This is a genomic window from Enterobacter sp. JBIWA003 (assembly GCF_019968825.1).
Lineage (GTDB): Bacteria > Pseudomonadota > Gammaproteobacteria > Enterobacterales > Enterobacteriaceae > Enterobacter > Enterobacter quasiroggenkampii.
In genome coordinates this window covers 2,926,272-2,946,646 of sequence record NZ_CP074170.1, presented here as the reverse complement: position 1 = coordinate 2,946,646, position 20,375 = coordinate 2,926,272, and the positions used below count along the sequence as shown (strand labels likewise).

20 protein-coding genes, 1 pseudogene and 1 riboswitch are annotated in these 20,375 nt (G+C 53.9%); of the genes and pseudogenes, 13 read left to right on the top strand and 8 right to left on the bottom strand.

Annotated features, from left to right (window positions below):
• The first annotated feature begins 16 nt into the window (after positions 1 to 16).
• From KGP25_RS14180 to htpX, 4 genes are all read left to right on the top strand, one after another.
• Complete coding sequence (locus KGP25_RS14180) at positions 17 to 514, top strand: GAF domain-containing protein (protein WP_008500476.1); 498 nt, start codon at positions 17 to 19, stop codon at positions 512 to 514.
• Positions 515 to 610: 96 nt separating this feature from the next.
• Positions 611 to 1,297: an RNA chaperone ProQ gene (gene proQ / locus KGP25_RS14175; protein WP_223539161.1), complete on the top strand. Its 687-nt coding sequence runs from the start codon at positions 611 to 613 to the stop codon at positions 1,295 to 1,297.
• A 19-nt stretch (positions 1,298 to 1,316) separates the two neighbouring features.
• The gene (gene prc, locus KGP25_RS14170) at positions 1,317 to 3,365 is read left to right on the top strand and encodes a carboxy terminal-processing peptidase (protein WP_025910096.1); all 2,049 of its coding nucleotides are present in this window, start codon (positions 1,317 to 1,319) and stop codon (positions 3,363 to 3,365) included.
• Positions 3,366 to 3,558: 193 nt separating this feature from the next.
• Positions 3,559 to 4,440: a protease HtpX gene (gene htpX, locus KGP25_RS14165; RefSeq protein WP_014884290.1), complete on the top strand. Its 882-nt coding sequence runs from the start codon at positions 3,559 to 3,561 to the stop codon at positions 4,438 to 4,440.
• A gap of 50 nt (positions 4,441 to 4,490) precedes the next feature.
• On the opposite strand, the gene KGP25_RS14160 is transcribed toward htpX, so the two are convergent.
• Positions 4,491 to 5,864 carry an MFS transporter gene (locus tag KGP25_RS14160; protein ID WP_223539160.1) on the bottom strand — a complete coding sequence of 458 codons (1,374 nt, stop codon included), beginning with the start codon at positions 5,862 to 5,864 and terminating at the stop codon, positions 4,491 to 4,493.
• Between the two features lie 178 nt (positions 5,865 to 6,042).
• Here KGP25_RS14160 and kdgR point away from each other — a divergent pair, with 178 nt between their 5' ends.
• Entirely contained in the window at positions 6,043 to 6,834 is a 792-nt protein-coding gene (gene kdgR / locus KGP25_RS14155; protein ID WP_023312208.1) for a DNA-binding transcriptional regulator KdgR, read from the top strand.
• Between the two features lie 66 nt (positions 6,835 to 6,900).
• Here kdgR and KGP25_RS14150 read toward each other — a convergent pair whose 3' ends face one another.
• The gene (locus tag KGP25_RS14150; RefSeq protein ID WP_045908230.1) at positions 6,901 to 7,140 is read right to left on the bottom strand and encodes a YobH family protein; all 240 of its coding nucleotides are present in this window, start codon (positions 7,138 to 7,140) and stop codon (positions 6,901 to 6,903) included.
• 161 nt (positions 7,141 to 7,301) lie between these two features.
• Here KGP25_RS14150 and mgrB point away from each other — a divergent pair, with 161 nt between their 5' ends.
• The 7 genes and pseudogenes from mgrB to rlmA all read left to right on the top strand — a co-directional run bounded on the left by mgrB (position 7,302) and on the right by rlmA (position 12,535).
• Positions 7,302 to 7,445, top strand: a complete 144-nt coding sequence (gene mgrB / locus KGP25_RS14145) for a PhoP/PhoQ regulator MgrB (protein WP_006175995.1) — start codon at positions 7,302 to 7,304, stop codon at positions 7,443 to 7,445.
• A 74-nt stretch (positions 7,446 to 7,519) separates the two neighbouring features.
• The gene (locus tag KGP25_RS14140) at positions 7,520 to 7,810 is read left to right on the top strand and encodes a YebO family protein (protein ID WP_024909723.1); all 291 of its coding nucleotides are present in this window, start codon (positions 7,520 to 7,522) and stop codon (positions 7,808 to 7,810) included.
• Between the two features lie 23 nt (positions 7,811 to 7,833).
• Positions 7,834 to 8,823, top strand: a complete 990-nt coding sequence (locus KGP25_RS14135) for an MBL fold metallo-hydrolase (RefSeq protein ID WP_045908231.1) — start codon at positions 7,834 to 7,836, stop codon at positions 8,821 to 8,823.
• A gap of 525 nt (positions 8,824 to 9,348) precedes the next feature.
• Positions 9,349 to 9,493, top strand: a pseudogene (locus tag KGP25_RS14130) (DUF2627 domain-containing protein).
• 13 nt (positions 9,494 to 9,506) lie between these two features.
• On the top strand, positions 9,507 to 9,716 hold the full coding sequence (gene cspE, locus KGP25_RS14125; protein WP_001062678.1) for a transcription antiterminator/RNA stability regulator CspE: 210 nt from the start codon (positions 9,507 to 9,509) through the stop codon (positions 9,714 to 9,716).
• A gap of 219 nt (positions 9,717 to 9,935) precedes the next feature.
• A complete protein-coding gene (ftsI, locus tag KGP25_RS14120; RefSeq protein ID WP_223539159.1) occupies positions 9,936 to 11,654 on the top strand; it encodes a peptidoglycan glycosyltransferase FtsI in 1,719 nt (572 codons plus the stop codon).
• 65 nt (positions 11,655 to 11,719) lie between these two features.
• Positions 11,720 to 12,535 carry a 23S rRNA (guanine(745)-N(1))-methyltransferase gene (rlmA, locus tag KGP25_RS14115; RefSeq protein ID WP_045908233.1) on the top strand — a complete coding sequence of 272 codons (816 nt, stop codon included), beginning with the start codon at positions 11,720 to 11,722 and terminating at the stop codon, positions 12,533 to 12,535.
• Here the strand turns inward: rlmA and mntP are convergent.
• From mntP to manX, 5 genes are all read right to left on the bottom strand, one after another.
• Positions 12,532 to 13,098, bottom strand: coding sequence for a manganese efflux pump MntP (gene mntP, locus KGP25_RS14110; RefSeq protein WP_045908281.1), 567 nt, complete (start codon positions 13,096 to 13,098; stop codon positions 12,532 to 12,534). The two genes, rlmA and mntP, sit on opposite strands and share 4 nt — an antisense overlap.
• Before the next feature lie 10 nt (positions 13,099 to 13,108).
• A riboswitch (yybP-ykoY riboswitch) is annotated at positions 13,109 to 13,298 on the bottom strand.
• Positions 13,299 to 13,496: 198 nt separating this feature from the next.
• Positions 13,497 to 13,955, bottom strand: a complete 459-nt coding sequence (locus tag KGP25_RS14105; protein WP_048029444.1) for a DUF986 family protein — start codon at positions 13,953 to 13,955, stop codon at positions 13,497 to 13,499.
• Between the two features lie 54 nt (positions 13,956 to 14,009).
• Complete coding sequence (locus KGP25_RS14100) at positions 14,010 to 14,861, bottom strand: PTS mannose transporter subunit IID (protein ID WP_006810994.1); 852 nt, start codon at positions 14,859 to 14,861, stop codon at positions 14,010 to 14,012.
• 12 nt (positions 14,862 to 14,873) lie between these two features.
• Positions 14,874 to 15,674, bottom strand: coding sequence for a PTS mannose transporter subunit IIC (gene manY, locus KGP25_RS14095; protein WP_024909729.1), 801 nt, complete (start codon positions 15,672 to 15,674; stop codon positions 14,874 to 14,876).
• 47 nt (positions 15,675 to 15,721) lie between these two features.
• Positions 15,722 to 16,687 carry a PTS mannose transporter subunit IIAB gene (manX, locus tag KGP25_RS14090; protein WP_045908235.1) on the bottom strand — a complete coding sequence of 322 codons (966 nt, stop codon included), beginning with the start codon at positions 16,685 to 16,687 and terminating at the stop codon, positions 15,722 to 15,724.
• Positions 16,688 to 17,149: 462 nt separating this feature from the next.
• On the opposite strand from manX, the gene yoaE reads away from it, so the two are divergent.
• The gene (gene yoaE, locus KGP25_RS14085) at positions 17,150 to 18,709 is read left to right on the top strand and encodes a CNNM family cation transport protein YoaE (protein WP_223539158.1); all 1,560 of its coding nucleotides are present in this window, start codon (positions 17,150 to 17,152) and stop codon (positions 18,707 to 18,709) included.
• A gap of 6 nt (positions 18,710 to 18,715) precedes the next feature.
• On the opposite strand, the gene KGP25_RS14080 is transcribed toward yoaE, so the two are convergent.
• Complete coding sequence (locus tag KGP25_RS14080; protein WP_048029448.1) at positions 18,716 to 20,314, bottom strand: cyclic diguanylate phosphodiesterase; 1,599 nt, start codon at positions 20,312 to 20,314, stop codon at positions 18,716 to 18,718.
• Between the last annotated feature and the right edge of the window lie 61 nt (positions 20,315 to 20,375).

Here is a 20,375-nt window from a genome sequence, read left to right as displayed (position 1 = left end):
ACTAAGTGATTGAATAATGAACAAAACAGAATTCTACGCGGATCTGAACCGCGATTTTAAGGCATTGATGGCGGGTGAGACCAGCTTCTTAGCCACTCTGGCAAATACTAGCGCATTGCTGTTTGAACGTCTCTCTGACGTAAACTGGGCGGGCTTTTACCTTCTGGAAGGTGAAACGCTGGTGCTCGGTCCGTTCCAGGGAAAGCTGGCGTGCGTGCGTATCCCGGTTGGGCGTGGCGTATGCGGCACGGCGGTGGCCGAGAATCAGGTCCAGCGTGTGGAAGACGTTCATGCGTTTGACGGACACATTGCCTGTGATGCTGCCAGTAATTCTGAAATCGTTCTGCCGCTGGTGGTCAAAAATCAGATTATTGGCGTTCTGGACATCGACAGTACGGTCTTCAGTCGCTTTACAACCGAGGACGAACAGGGGCTGCGCGAGCTGGTGGCGAATCTGGAAAACGTACTCGCAGCAACCGATTATCAAAAATTCTTTGCGAGCGTCGCAGGATAATCAACGGATAACGTAGCATTTACTGATAGCGTCATTATAATGACGCCTGTTCATGCCTGCGCTTGTTGGCAACGTCCGTTGTAATCAGGAAATTTCATGGAAAATCAACCTAAGTTGAATAGCAGTAAAGAAGTTATCGCATTTCTGGCCGAGCGTTTCCCGCAGTGCTTCAGCGCGGAAGGCGAAGCTCGTCCCCTGAAAGTCGGTATTTTTCAGGATCTGGTGGCACGTGTTGAAGGGGAAATGAACCTCAGCAAAACTCAGCTGCGTTCCGCCTTACGTCTTTATACTTCGAGCTGGCGTTACCTGTACGGTATCAAACCTGGCGCGACTCGCGTGGATCTCGACGGCAACCCTTGCGGTGAGCTTGACGAGCAGCACGTTGAGCATGCGCGCAAGCAGCTGGAAGAAGCCAAAGCACGCGTTCAGGCACAACGTGCAGAACAGCAAGCGAAAAAACGCGAAGCCGCCGCGGCAAACGGCCAGGAAGAAGCGCCTCGTCGTGAGCGTAAACCACGCCCTGCGCCGCGTCGTCACGATAATAACGATCGCAAACCGCGTGCAGACAAACCAGTAGCAAAAGCCCCACGTGCGCCTCGTGAAGAGCCGCGCCATACTCCGGTTTCTGACATTAACGCCCTGAGCGTCGGTCAGGCACTGAAGGTAAAAGCGGGTAACAATGCTATGGACGCCACCGTACTGGAAATCACCAAAGATGGCGTTCGTGTACAGCTGACTTCTGGTATGTCAATGATTGTACGCGCAGAACACTTGTTGTTCTGAAACGGAGGCCAAGCCTGGCATGAACACTTTTTTTAAGCTCACCGCGCTGGCGGGTCTGTTTGCTATAACAGGTCACGCTTTTGCAGTGGACGATATCACGCGTGTTGATCAAATTCCGGTACTCAAGGAAGAGACGCAGCACGCGACGGTGAGCGAGCGCGTGACCTCACGTTTCACCCGTTCGCACTATCGTCAGTTCGATCTCGATCAGGCCTTTTCGGCCAAAATCTTTGACCGCTATCTGAACTTGCTGGATTACAGCCATAACGTTTTGCTCGCCAGCGATGTCGAGCAGTTCGCTAAGCGAAAATCCGAGGTGGGTGATGAGTTGCGTTCAGGCAAGCTGGATCTGTTCTACGATCTCTACAACCTGTCGCAAAAGCGCCGCTTCGAACGCTATCAGTACGCGCTGAAAGTGCTGGAACGTCCAATGGACTTCACCGGCAACGACACCTTCAATCTGGACCGCAGCAAAGCGCCCTGGCCAAAAGATGAAGCCGAGCTGAATGCGCTGTGGGACGGCAAAGTTAAATACGACGAACTGAGCCTTAAGCTCACCGGCAAAGACGAAAAAGAGATCCGTGACACGCTGACGCGTCGTTACAAATTTGCCATTCGTCGCCTGGCCCAGACCAACAGTGAGGATGTCTTCTCGCTGGCCATGACGGCCTTTGCGCACGAAATCGATCCGCACACCAACTACCTCTCACCACGCAACACCGAACAGTTCAATACCGAAATGAGCCTGTCTCTGGAAGGTATCGGCGCGGTGCTGCAGATGGACGATGATTACACGGTGATCAATTCGATGGTCGCGGGTGGCCCGGCATCTAAAAGCAAAGCGATTAGCGTTGGCGATCGTATTGTGGGTGTGGGACAAACCGGCCAGAACATGGTCGACGTGATCGGCTGGCGTCTTGATGACGTGGTTGCGCTGATCAAAGGTCCGAAAGGCAGCAAGGTTCGTCTGGAAATTCTGCCAGCCGGAAAAGGCACCAAAACCCGTATCGTTACCCTGACCCGTGAGCGTATCCGTCTGGAAGACCGCGCGGTGAAAATGTCGGTGAAAACCGTGGGTAAAGAGAAGGTGGGCGTCCTGGATATTCCTGGCTTCTACGTCGGGCTGACTGACGATGTGAAAGTTCAGCTGCAGAAGCTTGAAAAGCAGAACGTCAGCAGCATCATCATCGACCTGCGCAGTAACGGCGGCGGGGCGCTGACGGAAGCGGTTTCTCTCTCTGGCCTGTTCATCCCATCTGGCCCGGTGGTTCAGGTGCGCGATAACAACGGTAAAGTGCGCGAAGATGCGGACAATGACGGTGTGGTCTACTACAAAGGTCCGCTGGTTGTTCTCGTTGACCGCTTCAGCGCTTCCGCGTCTGAGATCTTTGCCGCAGCCATGCAGGACTACGGCCGTGCGCTGATCGTCGGTGAGCCAACCTTCGGGAAAGGCACTGTTCAGCAGTACCGCTCTCTGAATCGTATTTACGATCAGATGCTGCGTCCGGAATGGCCTGCGCTGGGCTCGGTTCAGTACACCATTCAGAAATTCTACCGCGTAAACGGCGGCAGTACGCAGCGTAAGGGCGTCACGCCGGACATCATCATGCCGACTGGCACCCAGGAGACGGAAACCGGCGAGAAGTTTGAAGATAACGCGTTGCCGTGGGACAGCATCAATGCCGCGACCTACGTGAAAGCGGGTGATATGACGCAGTTTGGCCCTGAGTTGCTGAAGGCGCATAACGACCGCATCGCGAAAGATCCGGAGTTCCAGTACATCATGAAGGACATTGCGCGATTCAATGCTCTGAAGGATAAGCGGAATATTGTTTCTCTGAACTACGCTCAGCGTGAAAAAGAGAACAATGAAGACGATGCAACCCGCCTGGCGCGTATCAACGATCGCTTCAAGCGTGAAGGCAAGCCTCTGCTCAAGAAACTGGACGATCTGCCAAAAGATTACCAGGAGCCGGATCCGTATCTCGACGAGACGGTACATATCGCTCTCGACCTGGCGAATCAGGAAAAAGAGAAACCTGCCGTACAGCCCGCTCCGGCAAAATAACCTCCCAACAGGCACAAGACATTGTGCCTGTTTCTTTTTGTACTTTATCCTTCCGTCAGTCAGGTTTTCAATTGTGTAAAGTTGTGTCTTTCTGGTGACTTACGCCCGCCGGATGCTTGAAAATAGCCGCAATACCCATACGATGTGGGTAATCGCATAGTGCGTTTTGTTAAACTGAGGTAAAAAGAAAATTATGATGCGAATCGCGCTCTTCCTGCTCACCAACCTGGCGGTGATGGTGGTTTTCGGGCTCGTGCTAAGCCTGACAGGAATACAGTCGAGCAGCGTTCAGGGTCTGTTGATTATGGCGCTGCTGTTTGGTTTTGGTGGCTCGTTCATCTCCCTGCTGATGTCGAAGTGGATGGCACTGAAATCGGTAGGGGGTGAGGTCATTGAGCAACCCCGTAACGATATGGAACAGTGGCTGATGAATACGGTGGCTCAGCAGTCCCGTCAGGCCGGGATCGCCATGCCGCAGGTGGCCATTTACCATGCTCCGGATATCAACGCGTTCGCCACGGGGGCCCGTCGCGATGCGTCACTGGTTGCTGTCAGCACCGGACTGCTGCAGAACATGAGCCGTGACGAAGCCGAAGCGGTTATCGCCCACGAAATTAGCCATATCGCCAACGGTGACATGGTGACCATGACCCTGATTCAGGGCGTGGTAAACACCTTCGTGATCTTTATCTCCCGTATTCTGGCGCAGATTGCCGCGGGCTTCATGGGCGGCAACCGCGACGAAGGTGAAGAGAGCAACGGCAACCCGCTGATCTATTTTGCTGTGTCGATGGTTCTGGAACTGGTATTCGGTATTCTGGCCAGCATCATCACCATGTGGTTCTCTCGTCACCGTGAATTCCACGCGGATGCCGGCTCTGCGAAGCTGGTTGGTCGTGAGAAGATGATTGCCGCGCTGCAGCGTCTGAAAACCTCCTACGAGCCGCAGGAAGCGAACAGCATGATGGCCTTCTGCATTAACGGTAAATCCAAATCGCTGAGCGAGCTGTTTATGTCTCACCCACCGCTGGATAAACGTATTGAAGCGCTGCGCAGTGGGGAATACCTGAAGTAACGCAACAAAACATAAAAAGCCGGGCGGGAGAACACTCCGCCCGGCTTTTTTTATGCCTGAACCCTGGGCTGGGTCACCCGCAGGCCACTGACGACCGCCGCGAGGGTGGCAAGGGCGCCTGCTGTGAGGAGCGCAAGGTGGTTACCGTTTTGTCCGGCAAGGTTAAACATCAGGGCGACCAGTGCCGCACCGCTGCTTTGGCCCAGCAGACGCGCGGTTCCCAGCATACCGCTTGCCCCACCGCTGCGATGCCGTGGTGCTGAGGTGATAATGGTGTGATTATTGGGGGACTGGAACAGGCCAAACCCTGCGCCGCAGAGGATCATGCGCCAGATGATGTCCAGATCCGAAGGCGACGAGGGCAACAATGCTAACGCGAAAAGGCCTGTCACCATCACCGCCAGCCCCAAAGCGCCCAATAAACCGGCATGAACACGTTCAATTAAATAACCTGCCAGCGGTGCCATCACCATCGTCGCCAGCGGCCAGGGGGTGAGCAGCAGCCCGGTTTCCACTTCTGAACGGCCAACTACGCTCTGCAGAAAGAAGGGCAGGGAGACCAGAGCCAGCATCTGGGCGCAGAACGAGCAGACAGACGTGCAGATGGAGAGCGAAAAGAGGGGAATACGCATCAGGTCAACGGGCAGCAAAGGAACTGGCAGGGTGAGCTGGCGGCGGACAAAGAAGAAGCCGATCGCCAGCAGGGCGATGAGCTCCGCGGCGGTAAGCACCAGAGATTGTCCCTGCGCAAAGCCGCTCAGCGCCGTAATCAACAGGCCGAAGGTCAGGGCATTCATCACCGCACTTGCCACGTCGAAGCGCGGCATGCTGCTTTTGGGACCATTAGCGGGAAGAAAGCGCAGAGCAAAAAAGATGGCGACGATACCCAGCGGCACGTTAATGGCGAACAGCCATTGCCATGACGCAACGGAGAGGATCGCCGCCGCAATTGTTGGTCCGGCGGCAGAAGAGACGGCGACAATAAACGAGTTTATCCCCATTCCGCGCCCCAGATGACGCTGCGGATAAATCAAGCGGATCAGCGCCGTGTTTACGCTCATGAGCGCCGCGCCGCCAAAACCCTGCGCAATACGCGCAAGCGTCAGGGTATGCAGTGAATCTGAAAGGGCACAGAGCAGGGAGGTAAAAGTGAAAACCACCAGGCCGCACTGATATACCCGGCGGTAGCAGAACATATCGCCGAGGAAAGAGAACGAGAGCAGTGACACCACAATCGCAATCTGGTAGGCGTTAACAATCCAAATCGAACTGGCGGGTGAGGCATGCAGGTCGCTGGCGATGGTTGGCAGGGCAACGTTTGCAATCGCGCCGTCAAGGACGGCCATTGAGATACCGATAATGATGGTCGCTATTGCGCCATACCGCTGGGGTAATGGCAGGCCATCAGAAAGATTCTTTTCCATCAGGAGTAAAAAGCTCAGCGTGAAATTATTCTCAGGGTAACTATTTTAGCATTGTTACAGCCGCGATATGTCGCAGATTTGTAACGAAGTAAACGCGGATTGATTGCAGGTGACATGACGGGAACTTATAATAAAAACCGGTTCTGATTTTTATAAAACACTCGCTATGAGGTGGTAAATGGCTATTGCGGATTTGGATAAACAGCCAGATTCTGTTTCTTCCGTGCTGAAGGTGTTTGGCATCTTACAGGCGCTTGGAGAAGAGCGTGAAATAGGTATTACAGAGCTGTCGCAGCGCGTGATGATGTCAAAAAGCACCGTTTATCGCTTTTTGCAAACCATGAAGTCCCTGGGTTACGTTGCGCAGGAAGGCGAATCTGAAAAGTATTCTCTGACGCTTAAGCTGTTTGAATTGGGTGCGCGTGCGCTACAAAATGTTGACCTGATCCGCAGCGCTGACATTCAGATGCGTGAAATCTCTCGCCTGACCAAAGAGACCATTCATCTCGGTGCGCTGGATGAAGACAGCATCGTTTACATCCATAAAATCGACTCCATGTACAATCTGCGCATGTATTCGCGCATTGGTCGACGCAACCCGCTCTACAGTACCGCCATTGGTAAAGTTCTGCTGGCGTGGCGCGATCGCGAGGAAGTGAAGCAGATCCTTGAAGGCGTGGAATACAAGCAAAGTACCTCACGAACCATTACCAGCACGGATGCGCTGCTGACGGTGCTTGACCGCGTGCGCGAGCAGGGATATGGCGAAGATAACGAAGAGCAGGAAGAGGGGCTGCGCTGCATCGGCGTTCCGGTATTTGACCGCTTTGGCGTGGTGATCGCGGGCTTGAGTATCTCCTTCCCAACCTTACGCTTCTCCGAAGAGCGTCTGCATGAGTATGTGGCTATTCTGCACACTGCGGCACGGAAAATTTCTGAACAGATGGGATATCACGACTACCCGTTTTAATCCCTGCTGGTAGAAAAAAACGCCGCATCTGATGCGGCGTTTTTTGTATGTCATTCACCTGGCTGATTAGCCATTATCAATCACGACGGATGTTTTACGCAGTACAGGGCAGTGGGTTAAGCCAACGATCCCGCTGTCAGTATGCAGATACTGGGCAGTGCTCATTCCCTGTGCTGTGAGGTATTTACACTGAATGCCTAGCCCGGCTGCGTTTTCGGTGCTCCCCACGAGCACGCCATAGCCCGTTAACAGAAGGCCAATCCAGACAAGGGCCAGTGCAATAATTGTTCGAATGATGAATCGCATCATTACCTCTTTTATCGTTGTTATCGTAATGCTAGCGTAAAGCGTTTACGTGATGAAACAAGTGCAGGATTCTGAAAAAAAACGCGATGGAGGCACAGTTAGTCCTTGTTTAAGATAAGCGTGATAATCTCGTTACATCAGGTCCTTAGACGGAGTGTGGAGTGAAAAAAATACGCTGGGTAATTCTGATTATCGTGCTGATAGCGTGCGTGGTGTTATGGACGCAGACGATCAATGTGATGTGCGATCAGGATGTACAGTTTTTTAGCGGCGTTTGCGCAATAAACAAGTTTATTCCGTGGTAATAGACATTTTTTCTCAACGTGATTTCCTTCCTTCGCGCCAGTGGTAAAATAGACGTTTTTATTGAGGTGGTGAAATGGGTGAGTTACTGAATTCAGGGCTGCTGAATATAGCATCCCTGATGATTTCTTTGGTGGTTCTACTTGTGGGGCTGGTCATCTGGTTTTTCGTGAACCGCGCCAGTTCCCGTACTAACGAGCAGATCGAACTGCTGGAAGCGCTGCTCGATCAGCAAAAACGTCAGAATGCGCTGCTACGCCGTCTGTGTGAGGCTAACGAACCGGAAGAGAAAGACGCGCCGAAAGACGCGGTCGCGGAAGATAACAAAGACGAAGACGACTTTATCCGCCTGGTGGCTGAGCGTTAATCTTTTTGTCCTGGGAGGTGGCTGTGGTCTGGAAAAATCCCTGGTATGACCCCTCCCTGAAACATCACACCCCAAACGGTTTTTGTAATACCGATCCTGTCGGACATCAACCCGGCGACCTTGACCGTTGGCGTAAAGCGCGTAAAGAGGCTGGATTACCGAAGCCGCCCGCGCTGGGTTATGAAGACTTTATCCGCCAGTGGTGGCAACCGGTTGAGCTTACGCAACCTCAGGAAGATGGGGTATGGTGGCTCGGACACGCGAGCGTGTTGCTGCAGCTGGACGGCAATATCATCCTTACCGATCCGGTGTTTTCTCGACGCGCTTCTCCGCTTCCTTTCCTTGGACCCCAGCGTAAGACACCCCCCGTACTGTCTGTCGAGCAACTTCATCAGCTGGATGCGGTCGTCATTTCCCATAATCATTACGATCATCTTGATGACGCAACCCTTCGCCGAATCCTCAAACGCTTTCCCGACGTCAGTATTTTTGTTCCGTTGGGCCTCGCCGACTGGTTTCGTCGCCGGGGAGCAAAACGCGTGGTCGAACTCGACTGGTGGCAGAGTTTCACCTGGCAGGGGATGACGCTGACCGCCGTACCGGCACAGCACTGGAGCATGCGCACGCCATGGAACCGCAATCGTTCCTTATGGTGCGGCTGGGTGATGGAAGGACGGCATCACCGCTTCTGGTTCAGCGGTGATACCGGTTATTCACCTGAGCTGCTGTTGATTCCTGAACGCCTGGGCCAGATAGATGCCGCCGCGTTACCGATTGGTGCCTATGCCCCACGATGGTTCATGGCTGTCCATCATATGGATCCGCAATCTGCGGTGGCATTGTGGCAGCAACTGGGCTCACCTCTGGCGTTCCCTATTCACTGGGGCGTGTTTGAACTGGCAGATGAATCCTTAGATGAACCTGTGCAGGAGTTAACTCACGCACTCGATAATTTAGCACCAGTTAACCATTCTTTTAGGATACTGAAAATTGGTGAATATTTATCCTTATAAACGAAGCGATAAATTGTTGCATATATTGTTGATGTAAACGCGCGCAGGAATGTTTTATTTTTATCGAAACGTTTTGCTTGCCTTCTTTTGATGCAGAGTCATAAAAATTTCATTATTTTGGTGCATAACGCTGTTTATTCGCTGCTGCATTTTAATACAGCTGGGCGCGGGTTATTAACACTGTTTTTTCTCTGAAACAATTTGGTCGCGTTACAATGATTTAAGCATAAGTTTTCACAAATTGTTCTAACTCAATCAAGACGTAAGATTTCTTTTCCCGTTTGCTGGACGGTTCGTAATGATTGAGCTATGTTAAAAAAGTCTTAGATTACAGCGGTTGTGAAAGCAACGCTGGGTCTTTGTTACGCAGCAGGGCTGTCTGTACGTGATGCGCATAATTGTGCAAAACCTGACAGGCACTGTTCGAATTTGTGCGGCGGATCGAGACATGTTTAAAAATGGCTTGCCATATTAAACATAGTGTGTGATAACACGTTTTGGGTCAAACGAGGTACAGTTCTGTTTATGTGTGGCATTTTCAGTAAAGAAGTCCTGAGTAAACACGTTGTCGTTGAATACCGCTTCTCTGCCGAACCTTATATTAGTGCCTCATGCAGTAATGTCTCAGTTTTATCTCAGTTAATGCCTGCGGGCTAAGAAAACACTCTAAGGAATTTTGCAAAATGGCAAAGATTAAAGGTCAAGTTAAGTGGTTCAACGAGTCTAAAGGTTTTGGTTTCATTACTCCTGCTGACGGCAGCAAAGACGTGTTCGTACACTTCTCTGCAATCCAGGGTAACGGCTTCAAAACTCTGGCTGAAGGCCAGAACGTTGAGTTCGAAATTCAGGACGGCCAGAAAGGCCCAGCTGCAGTTAACGTAACTGCTATCTGATCGAACCGCTGCTGACTGAAGTGCCCGGCACTTCACTCTCAGACATAAAGCCTCGCCTGTCGCGGGGCTTTTTTATGTCCCTTATCTTTCAAAATATTACCATCCGCGGTCTTGTTAGTAACTTGTTGCAAAGCTGCGAGGTTAGTAGCACTGTTTCGCCACCTTCTCGCCGTCTTTTCCCGTTAAATCAGGGCGTTGTTTTACAGCCCTGGGGTTCAGGTGAAGAAGACATTGATAACAGCAACTGGAAATTTGACGCCGGCGCGTTTTGCTCTGCTCTGTTTAGCTATTTTTTGTAGTCTGGCTTTTCTGCTGGGCCGCGTTGCCTGGCTGCAAATCATCAAGCCTGACAATCTGGTGAAGCAGGAGGATATGCGATCCCTCCGTCAACTGGCGATTGATGCGCCGCGCGGCATGATAATGGATCGTGAGGGGCGCCCCCTGGCGGTGAGTGTGCCTGTCCAGGCCGTTTGGGCCGATCCTAAAACGGTGCTGGCAAAAGGGGGCGTTGGGCTTGATGAGCGCTGGCAGGCGCTGGCCAGCGCGCTGCATCTCTCCCTCGGCACACTCTCGGCACGCATCAACGCCAACCCACAGGGCCGTTTTATTTACCTTGCCCGTCAGGTCGATCCTGTGCAGGCAAAGTGGATCGACAAACTGAATCTGCCCGGCATCAATTTGCGCGATGAGTCCCGCCGTTTTTATCCTGCTGGCCATGTGGCAGCGAACCTGATTGGCTTCACCAATATTGACGGGCAGGGCATCGAAGGTGTGGAAAAGAGCTTCAACGCGCAACTCACCGGCAAGCCAGGTGTGCGTCAGGTAAGGGAAGATCGCTATGGACGTGTGGTTGAAAACCTGACCGAAATTGCGCCCGCACCGGCGCATAACATCCAGTTAAGTATTGACGAGCGGCTACAAACCATCACCGAAGATGCGCTCGACAATGCCGTGGCCTGGAACAAGGCCGAGTCGGGGGCGTCGGTGCTCATTAATATCCCAACCGGGGAAATCCTCGCCATGGCGAGCTACCCGGATTTTAACCCCAATAATCGTGAAGGGGCGACGATAAACGATTTTCGCAACCGCGCAATCAGCGATACGTTCGAACCTGGTTCGACCGTCAAGCCGCTGGTGCTGATGACGGCCCTGCAGCAGGGGCTGGTCCAGCCGGACAGTGTGATTGACACCCACCCGTATACCCTTGACGGACATCGCATTCGCGACGTGGGCTTTTACCCTGAGCTGACGATGACCGGGATCCTGCAAAAATCGAGCGACACCGGCGTTTCCCGACTTTCGCTGGCGATGCCTGTCCAGCATCTCATCGACACCTATCGAAACTTTGGTTTTGGCACTAATACGGGGCTTGGCTTAACGGGGGAAAGCTCGGGGCTGTTGCCACAGCGTAAATACTGGAGCCAGCTCGATCGCGCGACCTTTGCCTTCGGCTACGGGCTGATGGTTACGCCGCTCCAGCTGGCCCACGTCTACGCCACGATTGGTGGGTACGGGCTTGAGCGTCCGCTCTCGATCACCCGCATCGATCCCCCCGTTATCGGGCATCGCGTCATGCCGGAAGAGATTGCCCATGAAGTGGAGCACATGATGGAGAGCGTTGCGCTGCCGGGCGGCGGAGGCGTTAAGGCTGCCGTGCGTGATTACCGGGTGGCGGTGAAAACCGGTACGGCGAAGAAAATTGATGATAGCGGGAAGTATGTCGATAAATACGTCGCCTACACGGCGGGGGTTGCCCCTGCCAGCAATCCGCGTTTTGCCCTGGTGGTGGTGATTAACGATCCGCAAAACGGAGCTTACTACGGCGGGGCCGTCTCTGCCCCTGTCTTCAGTGAGATTATGGGTAACGTGCTGCGTCTGGAGAATATCAAACCTGACGGGTTACCGGCGGGATCCGATCACCTTATCGTCATGCGCTAACCGGGCGTTTATAACAGGGGCGAATAGCGGTACACTTCGCCCTTTGATTATGCTCCGGAGTTGCCATGTCCTTCAGCTGTCCCCTTTGCCACGCCCCCCTGACGCACTCAGATAAACGGTATACCTGCCCGCAGGGGCATCAGTTTGACCGGGCAAAAGAAGGCTACGTGAATCTTCTGCCGGTACAGCATAAGCGTTCCCGCGATCCTGGCGACAGTGCTGAGATGATGCGGGCGCGCCGCGCGTTTCTCGATGCCGGACACTATCTGCCGCTGCGGGAGGCCGTCACGCAGATGCTCAATGACATTCTGCCTGCTTCAGCCACCGCCATGCTCGATATCGGCTGTGGGGAAGGATACTACACCGCACGGTTTGCGGAGGTTGCTCGTGAGAAGGGTGCGCAGACATTCGGTCTGGACGTGTCGAAAGTGGCCATACGCGCGGCGGCAAAGCGTTATACCGACGTGACGTTCTGCGTGGCCTCCAGCCACCGGCTGCCGTTTGACGATGCCAGCATGGACGCGGTTATCCGTATCTACGCGCCGTGTAAGGCAGAGGAGCTGGCGCGCGTGGTGAAGCCGGGCGGATGGGTGGTCACCGTGACCCCAGGCCCGCGTCATCTGATGGAGCTGAAAGGGCTGATCTACGACGAAGTGCGTCTGCATGCCCCGCATTCAGAGCAGCTGGGCGGTTTTACCCTGAAGCAAGCGGAATCAGTGGCGTACGAAATGACGCTCAAAGGGGAAGAGGCCGTCGCGTTATTGCAGATGACGCCGTTCGCGTGGCGGGCAAAACCGGAGGTGTGGGAAACGCTGGCGGCACATTCAACATTTCGCTGCCAGACGGACTTCAGCATCCACATCTGGCAGCGCGAAGATTAACCGGCGAAGTGTGCCCAGAGGATCTGGGCGCCAATGCCAATCAGCACAATCCCCCCGAGGATCTCGGCGCGTTTACCCAGCAGCGGGCCGATAAACCGTCCGACCATCATGCCCAGCGTGGACATAATCAGGGTTGCACAGCCAATAGCCAGCGCGGTGGCGATAATATTGACCTGCAGAAATGCCAGACCTACACCAACGGCCATCGCATCAAGGCTGGTGGCAATTGCGGTGGTGACCAGCAGCCAGAAGCCGTGGCGATGCTGCGGCTCCTCGTGTTCATCATCACCGCCGCGAAAACCTTCAATGACCATTCGGCCTCCGAGGAACACCAGCAGGACGAAGGCAATCCAGTGGTTCCACTCCAGCACGAACTGGCTGGCGAGCATGCCAAGTCCCCAGCCGATAAGCGGGGTTAGCGTTTCGATAGCGCCAAAAATCAGGCCGGTACGCAGGGCTTCTGAGAATTTAGGTTTGTGTAGCGTGGCGCCTTTTCCGATGGAAGCAGCGAATGCGTCCATGGACATGCCAAAAGCGAGAAGGATCGTAGCGGAGATATTCATAACAGCGTCCAGACCGGGGATATCCATATGACACATCACTGCCCCCAGTAAACAGCAGTTGATGTATCTATGGTCTCGCCTGATCGCAATGCACATAAGATGTGCGGTAAGCGATCCGTACGTGCCACGTTTTTCAACGAGTATGTTGACACGTACATTTCCTGTGAACAGGAAATCGGCTACTCCCCAACGACGGGCGCAACCTTAACATATTTTGAGAATATAAAACAACAATGGAAAGGCATTATTTAAAATGTTTGTTGATAACGATTTTCATTTGTCTTTAATCGTGAAAATATCGTTAACAAATAGCGTTCAAATTAGCGGTGGGGATATAGCTTCGGCTATATTTCTTGCGCAAAATAAACACAGGATATAGCCGTTGCTATATATCTAACTCATTGAGTTTTAACGAGTAACTTGTATATCTTTTCCAGGTCATCAATATTCTTCACCCGAATAAGCAGGCGGCGTTGTTCTAATTGCATCACCAGCACGCCGTCTTCGGATAAATTCATCTCTTTAATACGGTTATATTCTATCCATACATTGGCGAAGAAGAATCCGTGGGATTTAAAAATGATTTTTGGCGTGCGGATCCAGAACAGATAAATCGCCATTAATGCCAGCGCACATAATAACCATGTGGTTAATAATGCACCATGGCTGGTGACGTTATTGTAAATAAGAATGGCGATGAGACCCACGAAGATAAAGGCATCCACGCGGCCGCGTCGTAGCAGGGGAAGGGAGAGCAGCGTCTCGCCGTGACGGCGGGGCATAATGAACTCGTCATAGATCGCGTAAGCCAGAAGGGCAACAACAAATAAAACCAGTACGATGTCCGTGACAGTCATTCATCCTCCAGATAAAAAAACCGGGGGCAAGCCCCCGGCCTATAGCATTGATACTTACAGACCCAGCAGGCCGACGGCGTAGCCCGCAATACCGATGACGAAGAAGCCAACGATGATCCACAGCGGGTTCACTTTCTTACGCAGCAGCCACATACAGGCGAAGGTCAACAGCAGCGGGACCAGGCCCGGCATCAGCTGATCCAGAATCGTCTGCACGGTGGTGACGCGGGTCTGACCATCCTGTCCGGTGATGGTCGATACCACCAGCGGGATGTTCACGTGCGTCCACTTGTTTACCAGCGCGCCCATGACAAACAGGCCGAGGATTGACGCCCCCTCAGTCAGTTTCTGCAGGAAGCCGCCACCCATGTCCTTAACGATGTCCACCCCTTTACGGTAGCCGTAGGCCACGCCGTAGTAACGGGTCAGCAGACGCACGGCGTTGAACAGGATGAAAAACAGCAGCGGGCCAAGCAGACTGCCGCTCATCGCGATACCGGCACCCAGTGCCGCGAAGACCGGACGCACGGTACCCCAGAAGATAGGGTCACCGACACCGGCCAGCGGACCCATCAGACCGACTTTGATACCGTTGATGGCACCATCGTCAATCTCTGCGCCGTTTGCACGCTGCTCTTCCATCGCCAGCGTTACGCCCAGAACGGGGGCCGCAACGTAAGGATGAGTGTTAAAGAATTCCAGGTGACGCTTGATGGCCTGACGGCGCGCTTCGTTGTTTTCCGGGTACAGGCGCTTGATCGCCGGTACCATGGAGAAGCAGAAACCCAGCGCCTGCATACGTTCGAAGTTCCATGAACCCTGAAACAGGTTAGAACGGATGAACACGCCACGAATATCACCCGGAGTGAGTTTTTTCTCGGTGGTAGTTTTTGTCATATCAACCATTTCGCTCACCTGTTAGTCCAGTTCGTTATCGAGATCGTTGTTACCAGCAGCCTGCGCTGGGGCACCCGCAACGCGGTTATATTTCGGGCTGAGCTGGATGTAGAGAATCGCCATCACCGCACCGATCACACCCAGTGCAACCAGGTTGAAGTTGGTGAAGGCCGCGGTCACGAAGCCGAGGTAGAAGAACGGCATCAGGTAGCCTGCGCGCATCATGTTGATGACCATCGCATAACCAACGACCACGATCATACCGCCCGCGATGTTCAGGCCGCCGGTGACCACTTCAGGAATGGCGTTCAGCATGCTCTGGACTTCACTGGTACCCACAGAGATCGCGACGATAACCGCCGGGATTGCGATACGCATCGCCTGCAGGAACAGGGATGAAACGTGGATCCATGACAGGGCCGTGAGGTTGCCGTTGTCGGCCGCCTTATCCGCCGCGTGCTGGAAGGCAACGGTGATCGTACGAACGATGATGGTCAGAACCTGGCCTGCGGCTGCCAGCGGGATTGCCAGGGCGATACCTGCACCAATACTCTGGTGACCGGCAATAACCAGAACGGTAGAAATGATAGAGGCCAGAGCGGCATCGGGCGCAACCGCCGCACCGATGTTCATCCAGCCCAGGGCGATCATTTCCAGGGTACCACCGATGATGATACCGGTTTTCATGTCACCCAGAACGGCCCCAATCAGCGTACAGGCCACCAGAGGACGGTGGAACTGAAATTCATCAAGTACGGATTCCATACCCGCAATACATGCGACCACGAACACCAGCACAATCTGAAGAGTGGTAATCTCCATTGTACTTCTCCTATTACATAAGCATTATGTGAAAAACCGGCGCGGGCTTATTTCCCAACTTTGCCGATCAAATCCATCATTTTCAGTTTCTGGTCCGTGGAAACCTTACGGGCTTCCAGCTCAATACCACGTGCATTCAGCTTGTTGAATGCTTCGATATCTTTCGCATCGACTGAAATGGCGTTGTTGACCTGCGTTTTGCCCTGACGGAATGCCATACCACCAATGTTAACGGAGGTGATTTTCACGCCGCCTTCAACAATGCGCTCAACGTCTGTCGGGTTAGTGAACAGGAGCATCACGCGTTCGCCCGCATATTTCGGGTTGTTGTATACGCGAATCATCTTGGCGACATCCACAACGTGCGCGGTAACGCCAGGAGGAGCAACCTGAGTCAGAAGGGTTTTACGTACGGTATCAGCGGCCACTTCGTCGCTGACCACGATAATGCGTCGAACGTTGGTCTCTTTGGTCCAGCGCGTGGCTACCTGACCGTGGATTAAGCGGTCATCAATACGCGCAAGGCCGATCACCATGTAATCATTCGGGCCCATCGGTTTTGCCGGTGCCGCCGCTTTCGGTGCCGCTGCAGGCGCAGGGGCAGGTTTTTCAACCGGCTGTGCCTTCAGGGCCTTAACCCCTTCGCGGCCGGTTTCAACGGCCAGTGCAACCAGCTCATCGAAGGACGGATTGTCGTCGCGTGCCATAAGGGTTTCCACCAGCATGGGAATATTTACCCCGGCGACAACTTCATAGTGCTCTTTATCGACGACAATGCGGCTGGCAGCATTGAACGGGCTGCCGCCCCATGTATCAACGAGAAACAGCACGCCTTTGCTGGTATCCAGCTTCTCGAGCTGAGCGTTATACTTCTCTATCAGCGTCTCGGCGTTTTCACCGGGAACGAAATCGATCCAGCCGACGTTTTCCTGCTCGCCCAACAGCATCTCTGCCGTTTTGAGTAGCTGCTCAGCAGCCCAACCATGTGTGCCTATGACAATAGCAATGGTCACTTGCTACCTCCTTTTATTATCATTAATACGCCTGCCAGGCAGTCGTACTGAGAATCGTATTGGCGAACCGAATCGATTCAGATAAGGGTTAGAGTTCAAAAAACTAAGACTTCCGCGAATTATTTTAGATAGTGAAAAAATAATTTATGTGATGAAGATCCGTAATTTAGCCACGCGTTACAGAATTATCTGTAGCATATAGCCGCTGTGTTACAGAACTTTGCAAAGGAACGTAAATCTTTGCTAAAAACACAGTCTCTCTGATATGTTTAGCCTCCGTTTAATTGTTCAGGAGTATAGGGCTCCAGCCCACTATATGGACCGTCACCGACGTCAGTCATCTTCCAGGCCATTTCGCGCCTTTTTCACCGGCGATCCTCGCCACGTATCGACTCTGTCTGCCTCTGTTTTGCCCACATTGAGTGGGGCACCGTTTCGTCATTCCTTTAGCAGGAGCTTGTCATGGAATTCTTAATGGACCCGTCAATCTGGGTGGGATTGCTCACGCTGGTCGTGCTGGAGATCGTTCTCGGCATTGATAACCTGGTGTTTATCGCCATCCTTGCGGATAAGCTGCCGCCAAAACAACGTGATAAAGCGCGTCTGATTGGACTCTCGCTGGCGCTGGTCATGCGACTGGGGCTGCTCTCCGTCATCTCGTGGATGGTCACGCTGACCAAACCGCTGTTCTCCGTCATGGATTACACCTTCTCCGGCCGTGATTTAATCATGCTGATCGGGGGGATATTCCTGCTCTTCAAAGCGACGACAGAACTTCATGAGCGGCTGGAAAACCGTCAGCACGATGATGGGCACGGTAAAGGCTATGCCAGTTTCTGGGTGGTGGTGCTGCAGATCGTGGTGCTGGATGCGGTCTTCTCGCTGGATGCGGTGATCACGGCGGTCGGCATGGTGAACCATCTGCCGGTCATGATGGCAGCGGTGGTTATTGCGATGACGGTCATGCTGCTGGCGTCGAAACCGCTGACGCGTTTTGTGAACCAGCATCCAACGGTGGTGGTACTGTGTCTGAGCTTCCTGCTGATGATTGGTCTGAGCCTGGTGGCGGAAGGTTTTGGCTTCCATATTCCGAAAGGCTACCTGTACGCCGCGATTGGCTTCTCGATCCTGATCGAGCTGTTCAACCAGATTGCGCGCCGTAACTTTATCAAGCAGCAGTCAAATCAGCCGCTGCGCGCCCGTACCGCAGATGCCATTCTGCGCCTGATGGGCGGCCGTCGTCAGGTGAACGTGCAGTCTGATTCCGAAAACCACAACCCGGTTCCGGTCCCGGAAGGGGCGTTTGTGGAACAGGAACGCTACATGATTAACGGCGTGCTCTCTCTGGCCTCCCGTTCGCTGCGCGGCATCATGACGCCGCGCGGGGAGATCAGCTGGGTCGATGCTAACCTGAGCGTCGATGAAATTCGCCAGCAGCTGCTTTCTTCACCGCACAGCCTGTTCCCGGTATGTCGTGGTGAACTGGATGAAATCATCGGCGTGGTGCGGGCGAAAGAGATGCTGGTCGCCCTGGAAGAGGGCGTTAACGTCGAAGCCGTTGCTGCTGCATCGCCTGCGATTGTGGTGCCGGAAACGCTGGATCCGATCAACCTGCTCGGGGTGCTGCGCCGCGCTCGCGGTAGCTTTGTTATTGTCACCAACGAGTTTGGCGTGGTGCAGGGGCTGGTGACGCCGCTGGACGTGCTGGAAGCGATCGCCGGTGAATTCCCGGATGAAGACGAAACGCCGGAAATTGTTGCCGATGGCGAAGGCTGGCTGGTTAAAGGTACCACCGACCTGCACGCGCTCTCGCACACGCTGGGGCTGGAAAACGTGGTCAACGATGAAGAAGACATCGCGACCGTTGCCGGTCTGGTTATCGCCGTAAATGGCCAGATCCCGCGTGTTGGCGATGTGATCGAGCTGCCGCCGCTGCACATTACCATTGTCGAAGCCAACGACTATCGCGTTGATATGGTTCGTATTGTTAAAGAACAATCTGCCCACGACGAAGATGAGTAAGTCTGCTTAACGCAGCGGCATTAAGGGTACGATGTGCCCGTTATGACGCGCTGGCGGGGGAGCACTTCCCGCCAGCCAGTCTGGAAAGTCCCGTAGCGGCATCGGCCGCGCATAGAAAAAGCCCTGCAGGACTGGAACGCCATGACGGCGTAAATAGCGCGCCTGCTCTTCCGTTTCGACCCCTTCCGCAACCAGCTCGATATTCAGCCGCTGGCCCAGCGCAATGATCATGTCCGTCACCGTTGAATTCACGGCATCCGTGCCAATGGCGGTGGTAAAGGACTGGTCAATTTTCAGGACGTCCGGATGCAGCTTTTCAAGCCAGGAGAGGGAGCTGTTCCCGGTGCCAAAATCGTCGATAGCGAGCTTCACCCCTTTGCGATGCAGTTCGCGCACGATGCGATAATCCGCGTCCAGCAGCGCATCCCGTTCCGTGAGTTCAATCACCAGCTGCTGTCGCGGATTGGCGCTGAACCAGAGACGGTTCAGGTCCTGTACCAGTACAGCGTGACGGAAATGGCTGGCGGCAACGTTAATGCCGATGTGGAAACCGGCGCTGGACGGGAAGTAGCCTATCTGGCGCACCGTTTCGGCGATGACATAGCGGGTCAGGGGGACAATCTGGTTATGTTCTTCTGCCAGAGGGATAAACACCTCCGGGGTGATCCAACCCTGACGGGGGTTATTCCAGCGCAGCAGGATCTCAACGCCCGTGCACGCCTGGGTGCGGGCATTCACCAGCGGCTGGCAGAAAAGCTCAAATTCCCGCGCCGCAATGCCCATATCAATCTCCCACGTAAAGCTCATCCGGTTTGCCGTCGCCAGCCAGGCGAGGTAGCCCAGCAGCAGGCTGAGCATCAGCCCCAGCGGCAGCTGGGCGGGCAGGCTTTTTAAAGCTAACTCACCGGGGCCAGGTCCGCTGACCGTAATGGTGAAAGGATTTCGGGTTGATGATTGCTGGAAAAGGGCGCTCTCCTCATCAAACGTCAGGCTGTCGGTGACGCGCTGACCGTAGCGTAAAAAACGATCGCCGACTGTCAGCACCACGTCATTGATGAGCGGACGCTGGGGCTCGAGGATCATTCTGGCGATCAGGTCGATATTAATAATCTCGACGACGCCTTCTTCACCGTCCTGGGAGACGGGATACCACTGGATCAAAATAGGGCTGCCCTTAAGCAGCCACTGGTCGGTCGATAAAATCAGCTTCGCCGTGCTGGCGGGGAGTTCCTGAAGGAAGTCACGGACAGGCTCGCTGCGGCTGCCGAAAATACTCGAACAATACAGGATTCCGTCTTTAATCAGGGCGATAGAACGTACCGTCTGCAAAATGGCTGCCTGCTGTCGCAGCGCCAGCTGCACCTGCGGGCAGGGCTGTCCCACCAGCGGCTGCAGCACGTTGCGGTGGTTTTCCAGGGAAAGCAAAACGTTATCAAGGGCGCGAACGGTATGGCTGGTAAAATCGAGGATCCGCTGTTGGTTAACGTTGCGCTGGGAAATAAAGCGAATGCCCAGCGTCAGGATGAGCGTGAGGAGCGCAACCGTCACACAGACGATAACGCGTTTTCGGCGATAGTTTTTAATGATCGTTTGTGCAGTTTGCATGAACGGTCGCCTGATAAGCCACCAGCCACAAAAGCCGGACGCAACAGTGAAAGTGTAGTGG

Excerpts from the sequence above, each read along its gene's own strand:
- KGP25_RS14180 (WP_008500476.1), top strand. The coding sequence starts at position 17 with ATGAACAAAACAGAATTCTACGCGGATCTGAACCGCGATTTTAAGGCA.
- proQ (WP_223539161.1), top strand. The coding sequence starts at position 611 with ATGGAAAATCAACCTAAGTTGAATAGCAGTAAAGAAGTTATCGCATTT.
- prc (WP_025910096.1), top strand. The coding sequence starts at position 1,317 with ATGAACACTTTTTTTAAGCTCACCGCGCTGGCGGGTCTGTTTGCTATA.
- htpX (WP_014884290.1), top strand. The coding sequence starts at position 3,559 with ATGATGCGAATCGCGCTCTTCCTGCTCACCAACCTGGCGGTGATGGTG.
- KGP25_RS14160 (WP_223539160.1), bottom strand. The coding sequence starts at position 5,864 with ATGGAAAAGAATCTTTCTGATGGCCTGCCATTACCCCAGCGGTATGGC.
- kdgR (WP_023312208.1), top strand. The coding sequence starts at position 6,043 with ATGGCTATTGCGGATTTGGATAAACAGCCAGATTCTGTTTCTTCCGTG.
- KGP25_RS14150 (WP_045908230.1), bottom strand. The coding sequence starts at position 7,140 with ATGCGATTCATCATTCGAACAATTATTGCACTGGCCCTTGTCTGGATT.
- KGP25_RS14140 (WP_024909723.1), top strand. The coding sequence starts at position 7,520 with ATGGGTGAGTTACTGAATTCAGGGCTGCTGAATATAGCATCCCTGATG.
- cspE (WP_001062678.1), top strand. The coding sequence starts at position 9,507 with ATGGCAAAGATTAAAGGTCAAGTTAAGTGGTTCAACGAGTCTAAAGGT.
- rlmA (WP_045908233.1), top strand. The coding sequence starts at position 11,720 with ATGTCCTTCAGCTGTCCCCTTTGCCACGCCCCCCTGACGCACTCAGAT.
- mntP (WP_045908281.1), bottom strand. The coding sequence starts at position 13,098 with ATGAATATCTCCGCTACGATCCTTCTCGCTTTTGGCATGTCCATGGAC.
- KGP25_RS14105 (WP_048029444.1), bottom strand. The coding sequence starts at position 13,955 with ATGACTGTCACGGACATCGTACTGGTTTTATTTGTTGTTGCCCTTCTG.
- KGP25_RS14100 (WP_006810994.1), bottom strand. The coding sequence starts at position 14,861 with ATGGTTGATATGACAAAAACTACCACCGAGAAAAAACTCACTCCGGGT.
- manY (WP_024909729.1), bottom strand. The coding sequence starts at position 15,674 with ATGGAGATTACCACTCTTCAGATTGTGCTGGTGTTCGTGGTCGCATGT.
- yoaE (WP_223539158.1), top strand. The coding sequence starts at position 17,150 with ATGGAATTCTTAATGGACCCGTCAATCTGGGTGGGATTGCTCACGCTG.
- KGP25_RS14080 (WP_048029448.1), bottom strand. The coding sequence starts at position 20,314 with ATGCAAACTGCACAAACGATCATTAAAAACTATCGCCGAAAACGCGTT.